Source organism: Micromonospora chalcea (assembly GCF_002926165.1).
In the GTDB taxonomy this organism is placed as follows: Bacteria; Actinomycetota; Actinomycetes; order Mycobacteriales; family Micromonosporaceae; genus Micromonospora; species Micromonospora chalcea.
Genome location: NZ_MAGP01000001.1, coordinates 1 through 24,745, shown reverse-complemented (window position 1 = coordinate 24,745; position 24,745 = coordinate 1). Strand labels below are relative to the sequence as shown.

Below are 24,745 nucleotides of genomic sequence, written 5' to 3'. Positions count from 1 at the left end.
GACAACGGTCAGGAATCGGTTCCGTCAAGCGCCAGCCTGACGAGGGCGTCGGTGTCGAGGTCGTCGAGGTCCAGGTCCTCGTCGGTGGACTCGTCACCGTCGTCGCCGTCGGTGTCGGCGAGGTTGAGCAGCAGGTCCAGCAGCCCGGCCTCACGGAGGCGGGCCAGCGGGATCGCCGCGAGCGTCTGCCGGACGGCCGCCTCCGCCGGGTCGCCGTCGTCCGCCTGCGCCGCCTCGGGCAGCAGGCCGTCGAGCAGGTTCTCGGCGAGCACGGCCGGGTTCGGGTAGTCGAAGACGAGGGTCGCGGGCAGCGACAGGCCGGTGACGCCGGTCAGTCGGTTGCGCAGCTCGACCGCCGTCAGCGAGTCGAATCCGAGCTCCTTGAACGCCCGCTGCGGCTTGACCCGGTCCGTTCCCGCGTGGCCGAGCACGGCCGAGGCGTGGGTGCGGACCAGGTCGACCAGGTGCCGGACCCGCTCGGGGCGGGGCAGGGTGAGCAGGTGCTCCCGCAGGGCGTCGGCGGCGCCGCCGGGCTGCTGCTCCACGGCGTGGGCGTGCAGCGCCTCCCGGGCCTCGGCGATGTCGTCGAGCAGCGGCCGGGGGCGGGCCGAGGCGTACGCCGGGGCGAAGACCGCCCAGTCGACGTCCACCACGGTCAGCGCCGCCCTGGGCAGGCCGGCGGCGTACCGCATGGCGTGCACGGCGTCGGCCGGCGCCATGGCGGTCAGGCCGCGCCGGGCCAGCATCTGCTGGGCTTCGCCGGTGGCCATGCCGCCGTCGGCCCACGGTCCCCAGGCCACGGACGTCGCCGCCAGGCCCCGGCCGCGCCGCTGCTCGGCGAGCGCGTCCAGGAAGGCGTTGCCGGCGGCGTACGCGGACTGCCCGCCGCTGCCCCACACCCCGGCGATGGAGGAGAAGAGCACGAACGCGTCCAGCGGCCGGTCGCCGAGCAGGGCGTCCAGGTGCAGCGCGCCGGCCACCTTGCCGTCGAGCACGCCCGCGAACGCGGCCAGGTCGGTGTCGGCGATCAGCCCGGACTCGCCGGCGCCCGCCGCGTGCACCACGGCCGTCAGCGGCGCCGGATCCTCGTCGAGGCGGGCAAGCAGCGCCGCCACCTGGTCGCGATCGGCGACGTCGCAAGCGACGACCGACGCCCGTACGCTCTGGGCGATCAGCTCCTCGCGCAGCTCCACGGCCCCCGGGGCGTCCCCGCCGCGGCGGCTGGTCAGCACGACGTGCTCCGCCCCGTTGGCCGCCGCCCAGCGGGCCAGGTACGCGGCCAGCGCGCCCGTGCCGCCGGTGACGAGCACGGTGCCGGACGGCCGCCACCGCTGCGCCGTGTCGGGGGCGGCGGGCGCCGAGCGGACCAGGCGACGGACGAACACCCCGGAGGGGCGTACGGCAAGCTGGTCCTCGTCGCCGGCGCCGGTCACCACCCGCGCCAGCCGGTCCCAGGCCGTCGCGTCGGCCTGCTCGGGCAGATCCACCAGCCCGCCCCACAGGTGGGGGTGTTCCAGGCCCGCCACGAGCCCCAGGCCCCAGAGCCCGCTCTGGACGGCAGCGTGCACGGTGTCCCCGTCGCCGGTGCTGACCGCGCCCTGCGTCAGGCACCACAGCCGGGTCGTCGCCCCGGTGTCGTGCAGCGCCTGGAGCAGCAGCAGCGTGGCGGCCGTCCCGACCGGCACGGCCGGGTGGGCGGGGTGCGGCTGATCGCGGAGGCCGAGCAGGGAGAGCACGCCGGTGACGGGACCGTCGGCCAGCGCGTCGCCCAGCCGCCGGGCGAGGCCCGCCCGGTCGGTGCCGGCCGGGTCGACGGTGAGCCGGACCACGTCGGCGCCGACCTCGGCGAGGGCCTTGGTGACCGCCTCCGCCCGGGTGCCGTCCGCCAGGTCGTCCTGCGCCGTCACGAGCAGCCAGGCGCCGGGCCGCGCCGGGCCGGCGGTGATGTCGGCGCGCTTCCATCCGACGCGGTACGACCATGCGTCCAGGACGGCCCGCTGCGTGCGCGCCCGGTGCCAGGTCGACAGGACCGGCAGCGCCGGGGTGAGGGCGTCCAGGGCGGCGCCGTCGTCGCCGAACTGGGCGGCGAGGGCGCTCAGGTCGCCGCGTTCGACGGCCTTCCAGAAGTCGGCGTCGCCGCCGTCGGTCGCCGTCTGCCGCGGCCGGTTCGCCGGCTCGGGCCAGTACCGCTCCCGCTGGAAGGCGTACGTGGGCAGGTCCACCCGCCGCGCGCCGCTCTCGGCGAACCACTGCGCCCAGGTCACCGGCATCCCGTGCACGTGCAACTCCGCCAGGGCGTGCAGCAACGCCTGCACCTCCGGACGGTCCCGGCGCTGCACAGCCACCGCCAGCACGGCCTCGTCATCGGGCAGCAGGTCGGCGGTCATCGCGGTCAGGACGCTCTGCGGGCCGACCTCCAGGAACGTGTCCACCCCGGCAGCCCGCAGAGCGGCGATCCCGTCGGCGAAGCGCACCGCCTCGCGCACATGCCGCACCCAATACTCCGGCGTGCAGATCTCGCCTGCGTCGGCCAGGGCCCCGGTCACGTTCGACACCACCGGCAACAACGGCGTGGCAAAGGTGAGGCCGTGCAGGACCGCGCGGAACTCGGCCAGCATCGGCTCCATCAACGGACTGTGGAACGCATGGCTCACCGTCAGCCGGCGGGTCCGCACACCCCGCTCCCGCCAAACCCGCTCCACCTCATCCAGGGCCCCGACGGCACCCGACACCGCCACAGCGGCGGGCCCGTTAACCGCCGCGATACCGAGACGGTCGGTCAGCCCGGCGAGAGACTCCACCACCGCCGCCTCGTCGGCGGCCACCGCCAGCATCCCGCCACCGGCCGGCAACGCCTGCATCAACCGACCCCGCGCGGCCACGAGGACGCACGCGTCGGCCAGGGACAACACCCCGGCCACATGCGCAGCCGTCACCTCACCGATCGAGTGACCAGCCAGCATGTCCGGCACGATCCCGAACGACTCCACCAGACGGAACAACGCCACCTCGACCGCGAACAACCCCGCCTGCGTGAACACCGTCTGATCCAGCAACCCCGCCTCAGCAGAACCCGCCTCAGCGAACAGCACCTCCCGCAACGGACGCGGCAACAACGGATCCAGGTGCCCACACACCTCGTCCAACGCGACGGCGAACACCGGGAACAGAGCAGACAACTCCCGACCCATCCCCGCACGCTGCGCACCCTGACCCGAGAACAACAGCGCCAACTGGCCGCGCGCGGCGGCAGAACCGGTCACGACGGCCCCCGACGGCTCGCCGGCCGCCACTGCCGCGAGACCCGCCAGCAGCTCGTCCCGGCTCGCCCCGGACACCACCGCCCGGTGCTCCAACGCCGACCGCGACGCCACCGACGACCACGCCACATCCACGCCGCGTGGGGCCTCGTCCACGGCGAGCCACCGCGCCCACCGGCCCGCCTGGCCGGCGAGTGCCGCGGCGTCGCGGGCCGACAGCAGCACCGGCACCACCGGCACCTCGCGGACGACGACCTCCCCCTCAACCACCTCGGCAGGCGGCTGCTCGATGATCACGTGCGCGTTCGTGCCGGAAATCCCGAACGACGACACCCCCGCCCGACGCGGCCGACCCACCCGCGGCCACGGCACCGCCTCGGTCGCCAGAGCGACCGCCCCGGCCGACCAATCGACGTGCGGGGACGCCTCATCCACATGCAGCGTCGCAGGGACGACGCCGTGCCGCATCGCCAACACCATCTTGATCACACCAGCCACACCCGCAGCCGCCTGCGCATGCCCGATGTTCGACTTCACCGACCCGAGCAGCAGCGGCCGATCCTGCGGACGCTCCTGCCCGTACGTCGCCAACAACGCCTGCGCCTCGATCGGGTCACCCAGCGTCGTACCCGTACCGTGCGCCTCCACCACATCCACCTCGGCGGTGGTGAGCCGCGCGTTCGCCAGGGCCTGCCGGATCACCCGCTGCTGCGACGGACCGTTCGGCGCCGTCAAGCCGTTCGACGCACCGTCCTGGTTCACGGCGCTGCCCCGCACCACCGCCAGGATCCGCCGGCCCTCCCGCTGCGCGTCGGAGAGCCGTTGCACCAGCAGCACACCCACACCCTCGGACCAGCCCGTACCGTCCGCCGACGCCGCGAACGACCTGCACCGGCCGTCGGCCGACAGACCACGCTGCCGCGAGAACTCCACGAACGTGCCGGGCGTCGCCATCACCGTCACACCACCGGCCAACGCCAAATCACACTCACCCGACCGCAACGCCTGCACCGCGAGGTGCAACGCCACCAGCGACGACGAGCACGCCGTGTCGACAGTGACCGCCGGGCCTTCGAGGCCGAACGTGTACGCGACCCGGCCGGACAGCACGCTGCCCGAGTTGCCGGTGCCGATGTAGCCCTCGACCTCGGGCGTCTCCATCAGGCGCGTCGAGTAGTCGTGGTAGATGACGCCCGCGAAGACACCGGTCCGGCTGCCCCGCAGGCCGGACGGGTCCAGGCCCGCCGACTCGAACGTCTCCCAGGACGCCTCCAGCAGCAGCCGGTGCTGCGGGTCCATGGCGAGGGCCTCGCGCGGCGAGACACCGAAGAAGCCGGGGTCGAACTCCGCCGCGCCGTACAGGAAGCCGCCGTGGCGGGTGTACGAGGTGCCGGCGTGGTCGGGGTCCGGGTCGTACAGCGACTCCAGGTCCCAGCCCCGGTCGGCCGGGAACTCCCCGATGCCCTCCCCACCGGTGCTGACCAGCTTCCACAGCTCGTCGGGAGACTCCACCCCGCCGGGGTAGCGGCAGGCCATGCCGACGATCGCGATCGCCTCGTCGGCGTCGCCGGTCGCCGCCTCGTCGGTCGTGACGGCGCCGGGCCGGGTGCCGGCGAGTTCCGCGTACACGTGGGCCGCCAGGACCTGCGGGGACGGATGGTCGAACACCAGGGTCGAGGTGAGGCGCAGGCCGGTCGCGCCGTTCACCCGGTTGCGCAGCTCGACGGCGGTCAGCGAGTCGAAGCCCAGGTCCTTGAACGCCCGGTCGGCCGGCACCGCCTCGGCGCCGCCGTGCCCGAGGACCTGCGCGACCAGGCCCCGGATCAGCTGGTCGACCTGCGCGAGGCCGTCCTCTGCGCTGAGGCCGGTGAGGCGGTCGGCCCAGCCGCCGGGGGCGCCCTGGCCGGCACGGCGGCGGGTCGTCGCCACGTCGACCAGGTTGCGCAGCATCGGCGGTACGACCTCGCCGGCTGCTGCCGCCCGCAGCGCGGGTACGTCGATCGCGGCCGGCACCAGCGCCGCCCGCTGTGCCCCCACGGCGGCGTCGAAGAGTTCCAGGCCGGTGCGGGCGTTCATCGGTCGGAGTCCGGCGCGTGTCGTACGGGCCCGGTCGTTGCCGCCGATCGACGCGGCCATGCCGGGGGTGTCCCACATGCCCCACGCCAGACTCACCGCAGGCAACCCGAGCTGCCGCCGGTGGACCGCAAGCCCGTCGAGGAACGCGTTACCCGCCGCGTACGCCGACTGACCCGGCGAACCCAGCACACCCGCCACCGACGAGAACACCACGAACAAGTCGAGACCCAGACCCGCCGTCGCCTCGTGCAGGAACCAACCCGCCGACACCTTCGGCGCCAACACCCTTGCCAGACGCTCCTCGGTGACCCGCTCGATCACCCCGTCATCCAGGACACCGGCGGTGTGCACCACACCCGCCAGCCGACCCCCGGCAACGACCTCCGCCACCAGACCGAACACCTGGTCCCGGTCCGTCACGTCACAGGCCACCACCCGCACCGACGCACCCAGCGCCGACAACCGCTCCGACAGCTCGCCCGCACCGGCGGCTTCCGGACCACGCCGCGACACCAGCACCAGCGACCGCACACCATGCGCCGACACCAGATGCTCCGCCACCAACGCCCCGAGCGCACCCGTACCACCGGTCACCAGCACCGCACCCTCACCCACGACCGGCGTCTCCACCGACACCGGGGCGACCGCACGCACCAGACGCGGCACGAACACCGCGCCCGCACGCACCGCGACCTGACCGCCGGCCGGGTCCGCGGCGAAGCGGGCCAGGACGCCCAGCGTGCCGGGGTTGATCGCGTCGTCGACGTCGGCCAGGACGATGCGACCGGGGTGCTCGGACTGCGCGGAGCGCAGCAGGCCCCACACGGCCGCGGCGGCCAGGTCGCTCACCCGGTCCCCGTCGCGGACGGCCAGCGCGCCCCGGGTCACCACCACGAGCTTCGAGTCGGCCAGCGCGTCGACGGCCAGCCACTCCTGCACCAGGCCCAGCACGTCGGCGGTGACAGTGCGTACGGCCTCCGCCGGGTCGCCGTCGTCGGCGGGCGACGCGGCCGGCGTGAAGAGCAGCAGGCGCGGCGGGGCGATGCCGGCGTCGATGGCGGCGCGCAGCTGCCGGATCGTCTCGGCGGAGGGGCCACCGGGGACGCCCGGCAGGGCCGGCCCGCCCAGCACCGCCCAGCCCGACGCGTCGTCGACCGGGTCGGCCTCCTCGGCCTGCCAGGCCACCTCGAACAGGGAGCGCGACGCCGCGTTCGGGGCGGCCACCCCGGTCAGCTCCCGCAGGACGAGGGAGTCCACCGACACCACCGGCGCGCCCGCCTCGTCGCGGGCGGTCAGCCGCACCGCGGAGCCGTTGCGGGTCAACCGCACCCGCAGCAGCCTCGCGCCGGAGGCGTGCACCTGTACGCCCTCGAAGGCGAAGGGCACGCGCGGCCCGCCCGTCTCCTCGGCGCCGGGCAGCAGCCCGATCGGGTGCAGGGCGGCGTCCAGCAGCGCCGGGTGCACGCCGAAGCGAGCCGCCTCCGCCGCCGCGTCGTCCGGCAGGACCACCTCGGCGAAGACGTCGTCCTCGCCGGTCCACACCCGGCGCAGCCCCTGGAACGCCGGCCCGTACGACAGGCCGTGTTCGAGGAGCGCCGGGTACCAGCCGGTCAGGTCCACCTCGGTGGCGCCGGCGGGCGGCCAGGCGGTCGGCTGCGGTTCGTCGGCCGTGGCCGGTTCCAGCACGCCCTCCGCGTGCCGGGTCCAGCCCGCCTCGGGGTCGTCGTCGGGGCGGGAGTAGACGGCGACGGGGCGCTGCGGCGAATCCGACGCGGACACCCGCACCTGGATCCGTACGGCGCCGGACCCGGGGAGCACCAGCGGCACGAGCACCGTCAGGTCCCGCAGCCGCGGCAGGTCCGCCTCGTCGCCGGCGCGGACGGCAAGCTCCACGAGGGCCGTGCCCGGGACCAGCGGCACGCCGGAGACGACGTGGTCGGCCAGCCAGGGGTGGGTGGTCGGGGAGATCCGGCCGGTCAGCACGATCTCGTCGTCGCCGGCCAGGTCCACGGCCGCGCCGAGCAGACCGTGCTCGGCCACGCCGAGGCCGGCGCCGCTGACGTCGCCGGCGCGCAGCCGGCCCACGGCCGGCCAGAAGCGCTGCCGCTGGAACGGGTACGTCGGCAGGTCGACCGGGCGGGTTCCGGCCGGCAGGAGGGCGGTCCAGGTGATCGGCGTGCCGTGCGCGTACAGCTCCGCAAGCGCGTGGACCAGCGACGCCGGCTCGGGTCGGCCGGGGCGCAGGGTCGCCACGACCGCCGCCGCGTCGTCGTCCGGCAGGCAGGCGCCCACCATGCCGGCGAGCACCGCGTCGGGGCCCAGTTCGAGGAAGGTACGGACGTTGCGCTCGCGCAGGCTCGCGATCCCGTCGGCGAAGCGGACGGTCTCGCGTACGTGGCGGACCCAGTAGTCGGGGGTGCCGATCTCGTCGGGGTCGGCGACCTGCCCGGTCAGGTTCGACACGATCGGCAGGACGGGCCAGTGGAACGTCAGCCCGTCGAGCGTCTGCCGGAACTCGGCCAGCATCGGCTCCATGAGCGGGCTGTGGAACGCGTGGCTGACGGTGAGCCGGCGCGTACGCACACCCCGGTCCTTCCAGGCCCGCTCCACCTCGTCGAGGGCCTCGGCGGCGACGGCGGCCACCACGGCGGTGGGGCCGTTCACGGCGGCGACGCCGACCCGGTCGGCGAACGGGACGATCGACTCGGCCACCGCGGCCTCGTCGGCGGCCACGGCGAGCATGCCACCGCCCGCCGGCAGGACCTGCATGAGCCTGCCCCGCGCGGCGACCAGCGCACACGCGTCGGCCAGGGAGAGCACGCCCGCCACATGCGCCGCCGCGATCTCGCCGATGGAGTGCCCGGCCACCAGATCCGGCACCACACCGAACGACTCCACCAGGCGGAACAACGCCACCTCGACCGCGAACAACCCCGCCTGGGTGAACACCGTCTGATCCAGCAACCCCGCCCCGGGCGTGCCCTCCGACGCGAACAGCACCCCCCGCAACGGACGCGGCAACAACGGATCCAGGTGACCACACACCTCGTCCAACGCGGCAGCGAACACCGGGAACGCCCCGTACAACCCACGACCCATACCGGCGCGCTGCGCGCCCTGGCCGGAGAAGAGGACGGCGGTGCGGCCGCGGCGGGCGATCCCCCGCACGACGGCGGCCGAGGGCTCGTCGTCGGCCAGCGCACCGAGGGCGGCGAGCAGCCCGGCGCGGTCGGCGGGCAGCAGCACGGCGCGGTGCTCGAAGGCGCTGCGGGCGGTGGCGAGGGCCCGGCCCACGTCGGCGATGGTCAGGTCCGGCTCGCCGTCGACGAGGGTCCGCAGCCGGCGCGCCTGCTCGTGCAGGGCGGCGGCGTCGCGGGCCGACAGGACGCAGGCGACGAGGTCGCCCGGGACGCCCGTGGCGGGGGCGGCCTGCGCCGGGGCGGGCTCGGGGGCCTGCTCGACGACGGTGTGTGCGTTGGTGCCGCTGATGCCGAACGACGACACCGCCGCGCGGCGGGGCCGGTCGACGGCGGGCCACGGCCGGGCCTCGGTGAGCAGCGCGACCGACCCGGCCGTCCAGTCGATGTGCGGGGACGGCTTCTCGGCGTGCAGGGTCGGCGGCAACACGCCGTGCCGCATCGCCAGCACCATCTTGATCACACCGGCGACGCCGGCCGCCGCCTGGGCGTGGCCGATGTTCGACTTGACCGACCCCAGCCACAGCGGACGGTCCTGCGGTCGGCCCTGCCCGTACGTGGCCAGCAGCGCCTGCGCCTCGATCGGGTCGCCGAGAGCGGTGCCGGTGCCGTGCGCCTCGACGGCGTCCACATCGGTGGTGGCGAGCCGGGCGTTGGCGAGCGCCTGCCGGATCACCCGCTGCTGGGCGGGGCCGTTCGGCGCGGTCAGACCGCTGCTGGCGCCGTCCTGGTTGACGGCGCTGCCGCGCACGACGGCGAGCACGCGGTGACCGTTGCGCTGCGCGTCGGAGAGGCGCTCCAGCAGGAGCATGCCGACGCCCTCGGCGAAACCGGTGCCGTCGGCGCCGGCGCCGAACGCCTTGCACCGCCCGTCGGGCGACAGGCCGCGCTGCCGGGAGAACTCGGTGAGCATGCCGGGGGTGGACATGACGCTCACCCCGCCGGCGAGGGCGAGGCGGCACTCGTCCTGCCGCAGCGCCTGGGTGGCCAGGTGCAGCGCCACCAGCGACGACGAGCAGGCGGTGTCGACGGTGACGGCAGGGCCCTCCAGGCCGAACAGGTACGAGATGCGGCCGGAGGCGACGCTGCCGGCGCTGCCGTTGCCGACGTGGCCGTCCAGTTCGTCGGTGCCGCCGGCGGCCTGGGAGGCGTAGTCGTGGTAGATCAGGCCGACGTAGACGCCGGTGCTGCTGCCCCGCGCCGAGTGGGGGTCGATCCCGGCCCGCTCGAAGGCCTCCCAGGAGGTCTCCAGCAGCAGCCGCTGCTGTGGGTCCATCGCCAGGGCCTCGCGGGGCGAGATCCCGAAGAAGGCGGCGTCGAACTGGGCGGCGTCGTGGAGGAAGCCACCCTGCCGTGGTACGGCGCCCGGGTCCTGGCCGTCGGCGCGCAGGTCGTCGAGGTTCCAGCCCCGGTCCGTGGGGAAGGGCGAGATGACGTCGGCGCCGGCGGTGACCACGTCCCAGAGCTGCTCGGGGGTCTGCACGTCGCCGGGGAACCGGCAGGCCATGCCGATGATGGCGATCGGCTCGTCGAGGGCGGCGGCGGTGCCGACCGCGGCGGGCCGGTCCACGACTGCCGCGCCGCCGAGCTCCCGGTCCAGGAACTCGGCGAGCACCACCGGGGTCGGGTAGTCGAACGCCACGGTGGCGGGCAGCCGCAGGCCGGTGGCGGCGGAGAGCCGGTTGCGCAGTTCCACCGAGGTGAGCGAGTCGAAGCCCAGTTCCTTGAAGGCGCGCTGGGCGTCGACGGTCTCCGCCGAGCGGTGCCCGAGCACTGCCGCCACGCCGGCGGCCACCAGGTCGAGCAGGTGGGAGCGCCGCTCCGCCGGGCCGAGCGTCGCCAGCCGGTCGCGTACGGAGGCGGTGTCCGCGAGGCCGCGACCCACCGCGCGCCGGGCCGGGCCTCCCGCACGGACCACGTCCCGCAGCAGGCTGGGCACGTTCTGGCCGGTCGCCCGCGACGCCGGCGGCAGGTTCATGAGGACGAGGTGCGCCGCGCCGCGTTGTCGCGCCAGCTCGTACAGCGCCACGCCCTGCCGGTCGGTCAACGGGGCGCTGGTGGCGCGGATCGCCTTGCGGTGCTCGTTGCCGCCCAGGTGGGCGGTCATGGCGCTGCTGGTCGCCCACAGCCCCCAGGCGAGGCTGGTGGCGGGCAGCCCCTGCTCACGCCGGTGCCGGGCGAGGGCGTCGAGGAACGCGTTCGCGGCCGCGTAGTTGCCCTGCCCGGGCGAGCCGAGGGTGGCCGCCACCGACGAGAACAGCACGAACGCCGACAGGTCCAGGTGCCGCGTGGCCTCGTGCAACGCCCACCCGGCGTTCACCTTCGGCGCCAGCACCGTACGCAGGGCGGACTCGTCCAGCGAACCGATGGTCGCGTCGGCGATCACCCCGGCGGTGTGCACCACGGCGGTCAGCGGGTGCGCCGGGTCCACCAGTTCCAGCAGCCGGGTCACCTGCACGGGGTCGGTCACGTCGGCGGTGCCGGCGGTGACCCGGGCGCCCGCGCGGGTCAGCTCGTCGACCAGCTCCCGGTAGTGCTCGGGGCCACGGCGGGAGGCCAGCAGCAGGTGCCGGGCCTGGCCGGTGGCGACGAGGTGCCGGGCGAACACGCCGGCGAGGGCGCCGCCGGCGCCGGTGACGAGCACGGTGCCGTCCGGGTCGGCGGGGGCGGGCACCCGCAGGACGACCTTGCCGATGTGCCGGGCCTGGCTGATGTGGCGCAGCGCCTGCCGGGCCTGGCGTACGTCCCACGCCCGTAGCGGCAGCGGGCGCAGCGCGCCGCGTGCGAACAGGTCGAGCAGCTCGGTGAGCATCTCCCCGATGCGCCGGTGCCCGGCCTCGTTGAGGTCGAACGCGCGGTAGGTGACGCCCGGGTGGCCGGCGGCGACGGTTTCGGCGTCGCGTACGTCGGCCTTGCCCATCTCCACGAACCGGCCACCGCGCGGCAGCAGCCGCAGCGACGCGTCCACGAACTCACCGGCGAGGGCGTCGAGCACCACGTCGACGCCGGCACCGCCGGTGGCCGCGCCGAAGGTCTGCTCGAACTCGGTGGTCCGCGACGACGCGATCCGCTCCTCGGCCACCCCGAGTTCCCGCAGCACGCCCCACTTGCCGGGGCTGGCGGTGGCGTGGACCGTCGCGCCCCAGTGCCGGGCGAGCTGGATGGCGGCCATGCCGACGCCACCGGCGCCGTTGTGGATCAGCACCGACTCGCCGGACCGCAGCCCGGCGAGGTCCCGCAGCGCGTAGTACGCGGTCAGGAACACCACCGGCACGGAGGCGGCCTGCGCGAACGACCAGCCGGCGGGGATCTTCGCCACGAGGTCGCGGGTGGCGATCACCTCGGGGGCGAAGGCCGGCTCGAACATGCCGAGCACCCGGTCGCCGGGGGCCAGGTCGGTCACGCCGGGGCCGACCTCGACCACGACGCCCGCGCCCTCGCTGCCCATCACGGCCGCCGGATCCGGGTACATGCCCAGGCCGATCAGCACGTCGCGGAAGTTCACGCCGGCCGCGCGCACCGCGATGCGCACCTGGCCCGTGTCCAGGGCGGCGGCGGCGGCGGGCACCATGCCGACGCCGTCGAGGGTGCCGGGGCTGACCGCCCCGACCCGCCACAGTCCGTCCGGCGGGACGAGTTCGTCGGCGGCCTGGCCGGCGGGCCGGCCCAGGCGGGGCGTGCGCACCTCGTTGCCGCGTACGGCCACCTGGCCGCCGGTCGGCGAGGGGTTCTCGGCGACGGCGGCGAGCACGGCGAGGGTGGCCGGGGTGAGGTCCCCGTCGACGTCGGCGAGGACGATCCGCCCCGGGTGCTCGGACTGCGCCGAGCGCAGCAGACCCCAGACCGCAGCGCCGGGCAGGTCCCGCACCGCGTCCGCCGGGGTGGCGGCCACCGCCGCCCGGGTCAGCACCACGAGCGTGGTGTCGGCCAGCGCCTCACTGTCCAGCCAGGAGTGCAGCACGGCCAGGACGCGGGCGGTGGCCGTACGGACTTCGTCGGGCAGGTCGCCGTCCGGGCTGCCGGCGGGCACGGGGACCACGAGCGCGCGGGGCGCCTCGACCGTACCGGCCGAGACCGCCGCGGTCAGCTCGCCGACGGTCGGGAACACCGGCGTGACGAGGTCCGCCGGGGCGGGTCCGTCGCCGAGCAGCACCCAGCCGGAGACGTCCCGCGCCGGAGTGACCGTCTCGGCCTGCCACGTCACCTCGAACATCGACCGCTCCGCGGCCTCCGCGCCGGTGGCGTCGGTCATCTCCCGCAGGGCGAGCGACTCGACCGACACCACGGGCACGCCGGACTCGTCCCCGGCCACCAGCCGCACGCGCGAGCCCGCCCGGGTCAGCCGCACCCGCAGCGTCCGGGCGCCGGAGGCGTGCACCTGCACGCCCTCGAACGCGAACGGCACACGCGGTCCGCCGGAGCGCTCGGCCAGCAGCAGCCCGACGGGGTGCAGGGCGGCGTCCAGCAGCGCCGGGTGCACGGCGAAGCCGCCGGCGTCGCCGGCCGCCTCGTCCGGCAGGGTCACCTCGGCGTACGCCTCGTCGCCGGCGGTCCACAGCCGCCGCAGGCCCCGGAACGCCGGTCCGTAGGCCAGGCCGCGCTCCGCGAGCGCCGGGTACCAGCCGGCGAGGTCCACCTCGGTGCCTCCGGCCGGCGGCCAGGAGCCCAGCGCCGGCTCGTCGGTGGCCTGCTCCAGCAGACCGTCGGCGTGCCGCGTCCAGGGGTCCTCGGGGTCGCCGTCGGGCTGCGAGTGCACCGCCACGCTCCGGGTTCCGGAGCCGTCGGCCGCGCCGACGCGCACCTGCACGCGGATCGCGCCCGGGTTCGGCAGCACCAGCGGCGCGGCGACGGTCAGTTCCCGCACCCGGGAGGCGCCGACCTCGTCGCCGGCGCGCACCGCGAGCTCGACGAGGGCCGTGCCCGGCAGCACCACGGCGCCGCCGACCACGTGGTCGGCGAGCCACGGGTGCGTGGACGCCGACAGCCGGCCGGTCAGCACGACCTCGTCGTCGCCGGCGAGGCGCACCGCCGCGCCGAGCAGCCCGTGCCCGGCCGCGCCCAGCCCCGCGCCCGACACGTCGCCGGTGGCGGAGCGGTCGAGCACCGGCCAGAACCGGTCCCGCTGGAAGGCGTACGTGGGCAGGTCGACAGGGGTGGCGCCGGAGCCGGCGAAGACGCGCGACCAGTCGACGGGCACGCCGGCGACGTGCAGCTCGCCGAGGTTGGCCAGTAGCTGACGCGGCCCGTGCCCGTCGCGGCGCAGCGAGCCCACCACCACGCCGCCGTCGGCCTTCCGGTCGAGCGCGTCCTGCACGGCGATCTTGAGTACGGGGTGCGGGCTGACCTCGACGAACGTCCGGAAGCCCCGCTCGATCAGCTGGTCCACGACCGGCGCGAGCCGGACCGGCTCCCGCAGGTTGCGGTACCAGTAGTCGGCGTCGAGCCCGGCGGTGTCGATCGGCTCGCCGGTGACTGTGGAGTGGAAGGGCACGGTGCTGGAGCGGGGGTCCACGGTGCCGAATCGGGCGATCACCTCGTCGCGGATCGGGTCGACGTGGCCGCTGTGCGCCGCGAAGTCGACGGCGATCTGCCGGGCGCGGACGTCGCGCTCGGCACAGTGCGCGAGCAGTTCGGCGACCGACGCCGAGTCGCCGGCGACCACTGTCACGGCGGCGCCGTTGAGGGCGGCGACGGAGAGGCTGCCCCGCCACGGCGCGATGAGCCGCTCGGTGTCGGCGGCCGGGAGCGGCACGGAGACCATGCCGCCGCGACCCGCGATCGACAGCAGGCCGTGGCTGCGCGCCACGACGAGCCGCGCGGCTTCGGCGAGGGTCAACGCGCCGGCGACGCAGGCCGCGGCGAGTTCCCCCTGCGAATGCCCGATGACGGCGGCCGGTTCGACGCCGCACGCGCGCCAGAGATGCGCGAGGGACACCATGACGGAGAAGAGCGCGGGCTGGACCACGTCCACCCGGTCCAGGGGCGGCGCGCCGGGCGCCTGCCGCAGCACGTCCCCCAGGTTCCAGTCGACCAGCCGGGACAGCTCCTCGGCGCACTCGTCCATCCGCTGCCGGAAGACCGGCGAGGTCTCCATCAGGTCCAGCGCCATCGAAGTCCACTGGGAGCCCTGGCCGGGGAAGACGAAGACGACCTTCGACGCGGCGTCCACGCCCGCCGGGGAGGTGTCGCCGTCGGCGAGGGCGGCCAGCCGGGCGAGCGCGTCGTCCCGGCCGGTGGCCACGACGACCGCGCGGTACGGGTGGTGCGCCCGCTGGGTGGCCAGGGAGAAGCCGAGGTCCCGCGGGTCGAGGTCGGCGTCGCCGGCGAGCCGTTCGCCGAGGCGGGCAGCCTGTGCCCGGAGCGCGCGGGGGCTTCTGCCGGAGACCGGCAGGGGTACGGCGGCGGGCCCGACCAGGCCGGGAACGTGCCCCGCCGGCACGGGCGTCGGGGCCGGCTCGCCGGGTGCCTGCTCGATGACGGTGTGCGCGTTGGTGCCGCTGATGCCGAACGACGACACGGCGGCCCGGCGGGGCCGGTCGACGGCGGGCCACGGCCGGGCCTCGGTGAGCAGGGCGACGGCTCCGGCACTCCAGTCGACGTGGGGCGAGGGCTCGTCCACGTGCAGGGTCGGCGGCAGCACGCCGTGCCGCATCGCCAGCACCATCTTGATCACGCCGGCCACCCCGGCCGCTGCCTGGGAGTGGCCGATGTTCGACTTGATCGAGCCGAGCCAGAGCGGCTCGCCGGCGGCACGGTCCTGGCCGTAGGTGGCCAGGACCGCCTGCGCCTCGATCGGGTCGCCGAGGATGGTGCCGGTGCCGTGCGCCTCGACCGCGTCCACGTCGGCCGGGGCGAGCCGCGCGTTCTCCAGGGCCTGGCGGATGACCCGCTGCTGCGACGGGCCGTTCGGCGCGGTCAGCCCGTTGGACGCGCCGTCCTGGTTCACGGCGGAGCCGCGCAGCACGGCGAGCACCCGGTGCCCGTTGCGCCGGGCGTCGGAGAGGCGCTCCACGAGCAGCATGCCGACGCCCTCGGACCAGCCGGTGCCGTCCGCGCCGGCGGCGAACGCCTTGCACCGCCCGTCCGGGGCGAGGCCGCCCTGCCGGGAGAACTCGGAGAACATGCCGGGCTGCGCCATCAGCGCCACCCCGCCGGCCAGGGCCATGTCGCACTCGCCGCCGCGCAGCGCCTGGGCGGCGAGGTGCAGCGCCACCAGCGACGAGGAGCAGGCGGTGTCGACGGTGACCGCCGGGCCTTCGAGGCCGAACATGTAGGCGACCCGCCCGGAGGCGACGCTGCCCGCCGTGCCGGTCAGCAGGTGCCCCTCGAGGCCGTCCAGGTAGTCGCGTCCGCTGGTGGCGTAGCCGGATGAGGCGGCGCCGACGAAGACGCCGGTGGCGGTGCCGCTGAGGGTGGCGGGGTCGATGCGGGCGTACTCGAAGCTCTCCCAGGCGGTCTCCAGCAGCAGCCGCTGCTGCGGGTCCATGGCGAGGGCCTCACGGGGGCTGATGTTGAAGAAGCCGGCGTCGAAGTCGGCCGCGTCGTAGAGGAAGCCGCCCTGGTGGGTGACGGTGCCGCCGGCCTGGTCGCCGTCCGTGCCGTACAGCCGGTCGAGGTCCCAGCCGCGGTCCGCCGGGAACTCGCCGATGGCGTCGGCCCCGGAGGTGACGAGCTGCCACAGCTGCTCGGGGGTGGCGACGCCGCCGGGGTAGCGGCAGGCCATGCCGATGATGGCAATCGGCTCGTCGGCGTCGGCGGTGACGACCGTACGGACGGTGGCGCCGGCTCCCGTGGCCGGGCCGAGCTGCGCGAACAGGTGCTCGGCCAGCCGGGCCGGGGTGGGATGGTCGAAGGCCAGCGTGGCGGTCAGCCGCAGCCCGGTGGCCGCACCGAGGCGGTTGCGCAGTTCCACCGAGGTCAGCGAGTCGAAGCCCAGATCCTTGAAGGCGCGGGCGGCGGGGACCGCCTGTGCCGAGGCGTGCCCCAGCACCGTGGCGGCCTGGCCGCAGACCAGGTCGACGAGCGCCTGCCGGGCGTCCGCCTCGGACAGGCCGTCGAGCCGCTCCCGCCACGACGCCCCGGCACTCGGCCGATCGGTGGCGGTGCGGCGCCGGCCGCCGCCGCGCAGCAGGTGCCGCATCAGCGGCGGTACGCCGCTCGCCTCGCCGGTGACGTGGAGGCGGGCCGCGACGAGCACCGGCCGGGCCGCCGGCAGGGCGGCGTCGAAGAGTTCGACGCCCTCGGCCGGGGAGAGCCGGCTCATCCCGGCGCGCCGCAGCCGCTGCTGGTCGTCACCGTCGAGGTGGGCGGTCATCGTGCTGTCGGTGGCCCACATGCCCCAGGCGAGGCTGGTGGCGGGCAGCCCCTGCTGCCGGCGGTGCTGGGCGAGGGCGTCGAGGAACGCGTTCGCCGCCGCGTAGTTGCCCTGCCCCGGCGAACCGAGGGTGGCCGCCACCGACGAGAACAGCACGAATGCCGACAGGTCCAGGTGCCGCGTGGCCTCGTGCAACGCCCACCCGGCGTCCACCTTCGGCGCCAGCACCGTACGCAGGGCGGACTCGTCCAGCGAACCGATGGTCGCGTCGGCGATCACCCCGGCGGTGTGCACCACGGCGGTCAGCGGGTACGCCGGGTCGATCCCGGCGACCAGCTCGGTGACCTGCGCGGGGTCGCTGACGTCGACGGCCGCGGCGGTGACGTCGGCGCCCGCGTCGCTCAGTTCCCGGACCAGGGTGGCGTACGCGTCGTCCCGGCCGGGTGCGCGGCGGGAGGCCAGCAGCAGGCGGCGGGCCTGGCCGGTGGCGACGAGGTGCCGCGCGAGCACGCCGGCCAGGGTTCCGGCCGCGCCGGTGAGCAGCACGGTGCCGTCGGGGTCGGCGGGCGCGGGGATGCGCAGCACCACCTTGCCGACGTGGCGGGCCTGGCTGACGTGCCGCAGCGCCTGCCGGGCCTGACGCACGTCCCACACCCGTACGGGCAGCGGACGCAGCGCGCCCCGCGCGAAGAGGTCGAGGATCTCGGTGAGCATCTCGCCGATGCGGGTGCTGCCCGCCTCGTTCAGGTCGAACGCGCGGTACGCCACGCCCGGGTGGTCGGCGGCGACCGCCTCCGGGTCGCGTACGTCGGCCTTGCCCATCTCCACGAACCGGCCACCGCGCGGCAGCAGCCGCAGCGACGCGTCCACGAACTCACCGGCCAACGCGTCGAGCACCACGTCGACGCCGGCACCGCCGGTGGCCGCGCCGAAGGTCTGCTCGAACTCGGTGGTCCGCGACGACGCGATTCGCTCCCCGGCCACCCCCAGGCCCCGCAGCACACCCCACTTGCCGGGGCTCGCCGTCGCGTGGACGGTGGCGCCGAGGTGGTGGGCGAGCTGGATGGCGGCCATGCCGACGCCACCGGCGCCGTTGTGGATCAGCACCGACTCGCCGGACCGCAGCCCGGCGAGGTCCCGCAGCGCGTAGTACGCCGTCAGGAAGACCAGGGGGACGGACGCCGCCTGGGTGAAGGACCAGCCGGCGGGCATCTTGGCGATGCGCCGGCGATGGGCGACGGCCTGCGGGCTGAACCCGAGTTCGAACATGCCCATCACCCGGTCGCCGGGCACCAGGTCGGTCACGCCGGGGCCGACCTCGACCACGACGCCCGCGCCCTCGCTGCCCATCACGGCCGCCGGATCCGGGTACATGCCCAGGCCGATCAGCACGTCGCGGAAGTTCACGCCGGCCGCGCGCACGGCGATGCGCACCTGGCCCTCGCCCAGCTCCGCGGGCGTGGCCGGCACCGGCGCGATCCCGTCCAGGGTGCCGCCGGTGACGGGGGCGAGGTGCCACGGGCCGGACGGCGGGGTCAGTTCGTCGCCCACCGGCCGCGCCAGCCTCGGCACGAGGGTGCGCTCGCCGCGCACCGCGAGCTGGCCGCCGGAGACCGACGGGTCGACGGCGGCCCCGGCCAGCACGGCGAGGGTCGCGGGGGTCAGTTCGCCCTCGACGTCGGCGAGGACGATCCGCCCCGGGTGCTCCGACTGCGCCGAGCGCAGCAGGCCCCAGACGGCGGCGGCGGCGAGGTCGGTGACCTGGTCGTCGTCCCCGCTGGCCACCGCGCCCCGGGTCACCACCACGAGCTTCGTGTCGGCCAGCGGCTCGGCGGCGAGCCAGGACCGCAGCACGTCCAGCACACCGCTGGTGGCCGCCCGCACGGCCTCCGGCACGGGGACGCCGGGATCGCCGGCGGGCACCGTCAGCAGCACCTGCCGGGCCGTGGCCCCGTCCGCCGCCAGGGTCGCCACGTCCGCGAAGACCGGCACCTCCGGCAGCGCGTCCGGTGCCGGCCGGCCCAGCACCGCCCACCCCGGAAGGTCGTCGACGCTCTCGATCTGCTCGGCCTGCCAGGTCACCTCGTACAGCGACCGGGCGGCACCGCCCCGGGTCGCCGTCGCGGTCATCTCCCGCAGCACGAGCGAGTCCACCGAGACCACCGGCGCGCCCGAGCCGTCGCAGGCGACCAGCCGCACCCCGGAGCCGTCCCGGGTCAGCCGCACCCGCAGCGTCCGGGCGCCCGAGGCGTGCACCTGCACGCCCTCGAACGCGAACGGCACGCGCGGCCCGCCCGTGGCCTCGGCCTCGAGCAGCAGCGCCACCGGGTGCAGCGCGGCGTCCAGCAGCGCCGGGTGCACCCCGAACGCGCCCGCCTCGCCGGCCGCCCCGTCCGGCAGCGTCACCTCGGCGTACGCCCCACCGTCGGCCGTCCAGGCCCGCCGTACGCCCTGGAACACCGGCCCGTACGACAGGCCGTGCTCGGCCAGCGCCGGATACCAGCCGATCAGGTCCACCTCGGTCGCGCCCGCCGGCGGCCACTCGCCGAGCCCCGGCTCGTCGGCCGACACCGGTTCGAGCAGGCCGTCGGCGTGCCGCACCCAGTCGGTGTCGTCGTCCTCCTCGGGCTGGGAGTACACGGACACCGTCCGGACGGCGGCGTCGTCGGCAGCGCCGACGCGCACCTGCACGCGTACCGCCCCGGAGTCGGGCAGCACCAGCGGCGCCGCCACGGTCAGCTCCCGTACCCGCGACGTGCCCACCTCGTCGCCGGCGCGGACCGCCAGCTCCACCAGGGCGGTGCCCGGCACCACCACGTTGCCGCCGACCACGTGGTCGGCCAGCCACGGGTGCGTCGACGTCGACAGCCGGCCGGTCAGCACCACCTCGTCGTCGCCGGCGAGCCGCACCGCCGCGCCGAGCAGCGGGTGCCCCGCGACGCCGAGGCCGGCGCCCGACACGTCGCCGACCCGCCACGGCAGCACCTCGGGCCAGAACCGCTCCCGCTGGAAGGCGTACGTGGGCAGGTCGACCCGGGCGGCGCCGGTGTCGGCGAACCACTCCCGCCAGGACACCGGCAACCCGTGCACGTGCAGCTCGGCGAGGGCGTGCAGCAGCGCCTGCGCCTCGGGCCGGTCCCGGCGCTGGGCTGCGACGGCGAGCACGTCGTCGTCGGGCAGCACGTCGGTCGTCATCGCGGTCAGTACGCTCTGCGGGCCGACCTCCAGGAAGGTGTCGACCCCGGCGTCGCGCAGCGCGGCGAGCCCGTCGGCGTAGCGGACCGCCTCGCGGACGTGCCGTACCCAGTAGTCGGCGGTGCGGATCTCGTCGGCGTCGGCGAGCGCACCGGTCAGGTTCGACACGATCGGCAGCGTGGGGGCGGCGAGGTCCAGCCGCTCGACGATGCCGCGGAAGCGCTCCAGCACCGGCTCCATCAGCGGGCTGTGGAACGCGTGACTGACGGCCAGCCGGCGGGTACGCACACCCCGGTCGCGCCAGACGCGCTCCACCTCGTCGAGGGCGTCGACGGCGCCGGAGACCACGACGGAGGTCGGGCCGTTGACGGCCGCGATGCCGACCCGGTCGGTCAGCCCGGCGATCGACTCCGTCACGGCCGCCTCGTCGGCGGCCACGGCGAGCATGCCGCCGCCGTCGGGCAGCGACTGCATGAGCCGGCCCCGCGCCGCCACCAGCAGGCAGGCGTCCTGGAGGGACAGCACCCCGGCCACGTGCGCGGCGGCGATCTCACCGATCGAGTGCCCGCCCACGAAGTCCGGCACCACGCCGAACGACTCCACGAGGCGGAACAGCGCCACCTCGACGGCGAAGAGCCCGGCCTGGGTGAACGCGGTCTGGTCCAGCAGCTCCGCCTCGGCGGAGCCCTCCGGCGCGAACAGCACCTCCTTGAGCGGGCGCGGCAGCACCCGGTCGAGATGCCCGCACGCCTCGTCGAGGGCGGCGGCGAAGACGGGGAACTCGGCGTACAGCTCGCGGCCCATGCCGGCGCGCTGCGCGCCCTGGCCGGAGAAGAGCACCGCCAGGGGACCGCGGTCCCCGGCCTGGCCCGTGACCACGGTGCCCGACGGCGCGCCCGCCGCCAGGGACTCCAGGCCCGCCAGCAGACCCGCACGGTCCCCGGCGAGCACCACCGCACGCCGGTCGAGCGTCGAGCGGGACACCACCGACGACCAGGCCAGATCGAGCGGGCGCGGCTCCTCGTCGTCGCTGAGCCAACGGGCCAGCCGGTCCGCCTGCGCGGCGAGCGCGGCCGGCTGCGCGGCGGAGAGCAGCATGGGCACGACGGCGGGACGGCGGGACGGGGTGGCGTGGTCGCCGGCCGGGTCGGGGGCCGGCGCCTGCTCCAGGATCAGGTGGGCGTTCGTGCCGCTCATGCCGAAGGACGACACGCCCGCCCTGCGGACGTGCTCGCCGCCGGCCCACGGGCGCGCCTCGTCGAGCAGGGCCACGGCGCCGGTCGACCAGTCGACGTGCGGTGAGGGCCGGTCCACGTGCAGGGTGGGCGGCAGCACGCCGTGCCGCATCGCCATCACCATCTTGATGACGCCGCCGGCGCCGGCCGCGGCCTGCGGGTGGCCGATGTTCGACTTCAGCGAGCCCAGCCACAGCGGGCGGTCGGCGGTGCGGCCCTGCCCGTACGTGGCCAGCAGCGCCTGCGCCTCGATCGGGTCGCCGAGCCGGGTGCCCGTGCCGTGCGCCTCGACGGCGTCCACGTCGGACGGACTGAGCCGGGCGTTCTCCAGCGCCTGCCGGATCACCCGCTGCTGCGCGGGGCCGTTGGGGGCGGTCAGCCCGCTGCTGGCGCCGTCCTGGTTGACGGCGCTGCCCCGGATCACCGCCAGGACGGGGTGCCCGTTGCGCCGGGCGTCGGAGAGCTTCTCGACGAGCAACATGGCGACGCCCTCGGACCAGCCGGTCCCGTCGGCGTCGGCGGAGAACGCCTTGCACCGCCCGTCGGAGGCGAGCCCCCGCTGGCGGGAGAACTCGACGAAGGCGCCCGGCGTGGCCAGCACGGTGACGCCGCCGGCCACGGCGAGGGAGCACTCACCGTCGCGCAGGGCCTGACCGGCGAGGTGCAGGGCGACCAGCGACGAGGAGCAGGCGGTGTCGATGGTGACGGCCGGCCCCTCCAGCCCGAAGGAGTACGCCAGCCGGCCGGACATGACGCTCGCGGCGGTGCCGGTGAGGACGTAGCCCTCCGTGCCCTCGGGCAGTTGCCGCAGCACGGACGTGTAGTCCTGCCCCGCGGTGCCGACGAACACCCCGGTACGGCTGCCCCGCACCGACGCGGCGTCGATGCCGGCCCGCTCGAAGACCTCCCAGGTCACCTCGAGCAGGAGGCGCTGCTGCGGGTCCATGGCCAGCGCCTCGCGCGGCGAGATCCCGAACAGGGTCGGGTCGAACAGACCCGCGTCGCGCAGGAAGCCACCCCGGTTGCTGTACGTGGTGCCGGGGTGGTCGGGGTCGGGGTCGTAGAGCCGGTCGAGGTCCCAGCCCCGGTCGTCGGGGAACGCGCCGGTGGCGTCCACCCCGCCGGCGACGACGTCCCAGAGGTCTTCAGGTGAGGCGACGCCACCGGGGAAACGGCAGGCCATGCCGACGATCGCGATCGGCTCGGCGTCCTCGTCCTCCAGCTCGGTCAGGCGCCGACGCGCCAGGCGGAGCTCGGAGGTCACCCACTTCAGGTGTTCGAGGAGCTTGTCTTCGTCCGCCATGACCCACCCGCCCAGAGCTTGCTATCGATCGGAATCTGCCGATTCGTTGACCACACCACCGCCGGCGGGCCGGCTTCGTGCACAGGTGGGTGCAGACGCGGCCGTTCGGCTCACGAAACCCACACCTGTTCCTGATTCCGGTCGTCGTGCCTGCTCAGGCGCCCGCCACGCCGGACAGTCCCGCCGACACACGCCCGCCACCGTGACTGGACGGTACTGAGCGCCCAACACCCGCCCAACCCCTAGAGAACCCCTGATCGACCGGCCCGCGGGCGGCGTCCCGGCAGGCTCCGGGAGCGGCGGTGACCAGCGCCACGAGGGCCATTCAGGCGGCCGACGGCAGGATGCGGCGCAGCCGGCCGGGGGGCGTCGACCGGCGGCGCCACTCCCGCGGGTAGCCGACCGAGACCTCTTCGAACCGGACCCCGTCGTACCAGGTGGTGCGCGGGATGTGCAGGTGACCGTAGACGGCGACGCGGGCGTCGAAGCGGACGTGCCAGTCGGCAGTGGTCTCGGTGCCGCACCACTGGGCGAACTCCGGGTACCGCAGGATCCGGGTGGGCTCGCGTACGAGCGGGAAGTGGTTGACCAGGACGGTGGGCAGCCCGCCGCGCTCGGCGGTGAGCCGGCGCTCCGTCAGGGCCAGCCGCGCCCGGCACCAGGCGTCCCGCGTCGGGTACGGGTCCGGGTGCAGCAGGATCTCGTCGGTGCAGACCACGCCGACCTCGTGGGCCCGTGCCAGGGCCTGCTCCTTCGTGTACGTCCCCGGGGGCCGGAAGGTGTAGTCGTAGAGCAGGAACAGCGGCGCGATCAGGACCGGGTCGTCGCCCTGCGGGTCCCAGACGGGGTACGGGTCCTCCGGAGTCACCACCCCGAGCCCCCGGCACAGCTCCACCAGGTGCTGGTAGCGCGCGTCCCCCCGCAGCTGGATCGGGTCCTCGCGGGGAGTCCACAGCTCGTGGTTGCCGGGGGCCCAGATGACCTTGGCGAAGCGGCGGCTGAGGAGTCCCAGCGCCCACTCGATGTCGCCGACGAACTCCCCGACGTCGCCGGCGACGACGAGCCAGTCGCCGTCGCGCTCCGGCCTCAGCCGCTCGACGATGGCCTTGTTCTCCGCGTGCACCACGTGCAGGTCGCTGATGGCGAGCAGTTGAGGCAAGCCGGATCCGGCCATGCGGACCTCCCGTCCATCCGGGGTACCGCACGCACCCACATCCGTACCGCTCGCCGCCGGTGGGCAGGGCGAGACGGCCTGGCGTGCTCCGACCCTACGGAGCCGGATCCACACCGGCACACCCCTAGACAGGCTTCGTGGACCCCTAAGGGCGCGTCTGCCCGACGGCGCCGGCCAGGCGTCCGGCGCCGTCGGGTGCCCCTTTCCCCGGCCCGTCCCGCCCGGGTCGGGCAGTGTCCGCTCAGGACTTGCCGAACTCCCGCTGGATGATGTCGAAGAGCTCGTCCCGGCTGGCCGACTCCAACTCCTCGGCGGCGGCCGGCGCCGGTGCGGTGGCGGCGGGTCGGCCCCGCCACCGGGTCAGCAGGTCCTCCAGCCGACCGACGACCGCGTCGTCGACCTGGTCGCCCGGCAGCCCGCCGAGGAGCTTGTCGAGGCGTTCGATCTCGGCCACGATCGGCAACGCCGGCTGCTCGGGCGCCAACTCGGCTCGCAGGTGACCGGCGAGCGCGTTCGGGGTGGGATGGTCGAAGACGAGGGTGGCGGGCAGTCCGATGCCCGTTGCGGCGGTCAGCCGGTTGCGCAGCTCGACTGCGGTGAGCGAGTCGAAGCCCAGTTCGAGGAAGCCGCGGGCGGGCCTGATCCCGCTCGGCGTGGCGTGTCCCAGCACCGCCGCGTCGGTGCCGCGGACCAGGTCGAGCAGGATGCGGTCGCGCTCCGGCCCGGAGGCGGCGGCGAGCCGCTCGCGCAGCGCCGACGCCGCGCCGCGGTCCTCGCCCTTCGGCGCCTCCTCGGCCGGTGCGGGCTGTGCTGCTTCGGGGATGTCGGTGAACAACCGGGACGGACGCAACGCCGTGAACGACGGCACAAACCGATCCCACCGCACATCCGCCACCACCACCTGCCCCTCACCACCATCCAACACCCCCTGCAACGCCGCCACCGCCAACTCCGGAGCCATCCCCGGCAAACCACGCCGACTCAACTGCTC

Annotated in this window: 3 protein-coding genes; all 3 read right to left on the bottom strand. The window is 75.5% G+C overall.

Annotated features, from left to right (window positions below; all coding sequences use genetic code 11):
* Window positions 1-8: 8 nt before the first annotated feature.
* Entirely contained in the window at window positions 9-22,580 is a 22,572-nt protein-coding gene (locus tag BAW75_RS00015) for a type I polyketide synthase (RefSeq protein WP_104112184.1), read from the bottom strand.
* Window positions 22,581-22,905: 325 nt separating this feature from the next.
* A complete protein-coding gene (locus BAW75_RS00010) occupies window positions 22,906-23,754 on the bottom strand; it encodes a metallophosphoesterase family protein (protein ID WP_043331321.1) in 849 nt (282 codons plus the stop codon).
* Between the two features lie 241 nt (window positions 23,755-23,995).
* On the bottom strand, window positions 23,996-24,745 hold a 750-nt coding region (locus BAW75_RS00005), incomplete at its 5' end, for an acyl carrier protein (RefSeq protein ID WP_244205969.1).

What these genes read in the sequence shown, in the direction of transcription:
- BAW75_RS00010 (WP_043331321.1), bottom strand. Translation starts at nt 23,754, where the DNA reads ATGGCCGGATCCGGCTTGCCTCAACTGCTCGCCATCAGCGACCTGCAC.
- BAW75_RS00015 (WP_104112184.1), bottom strand. Translation starts at nt 22,580, where the DNA reads ATGGCGGACGAAGACAAGCTCCTCGAACACCTGAAGTGGGTGACCTCC.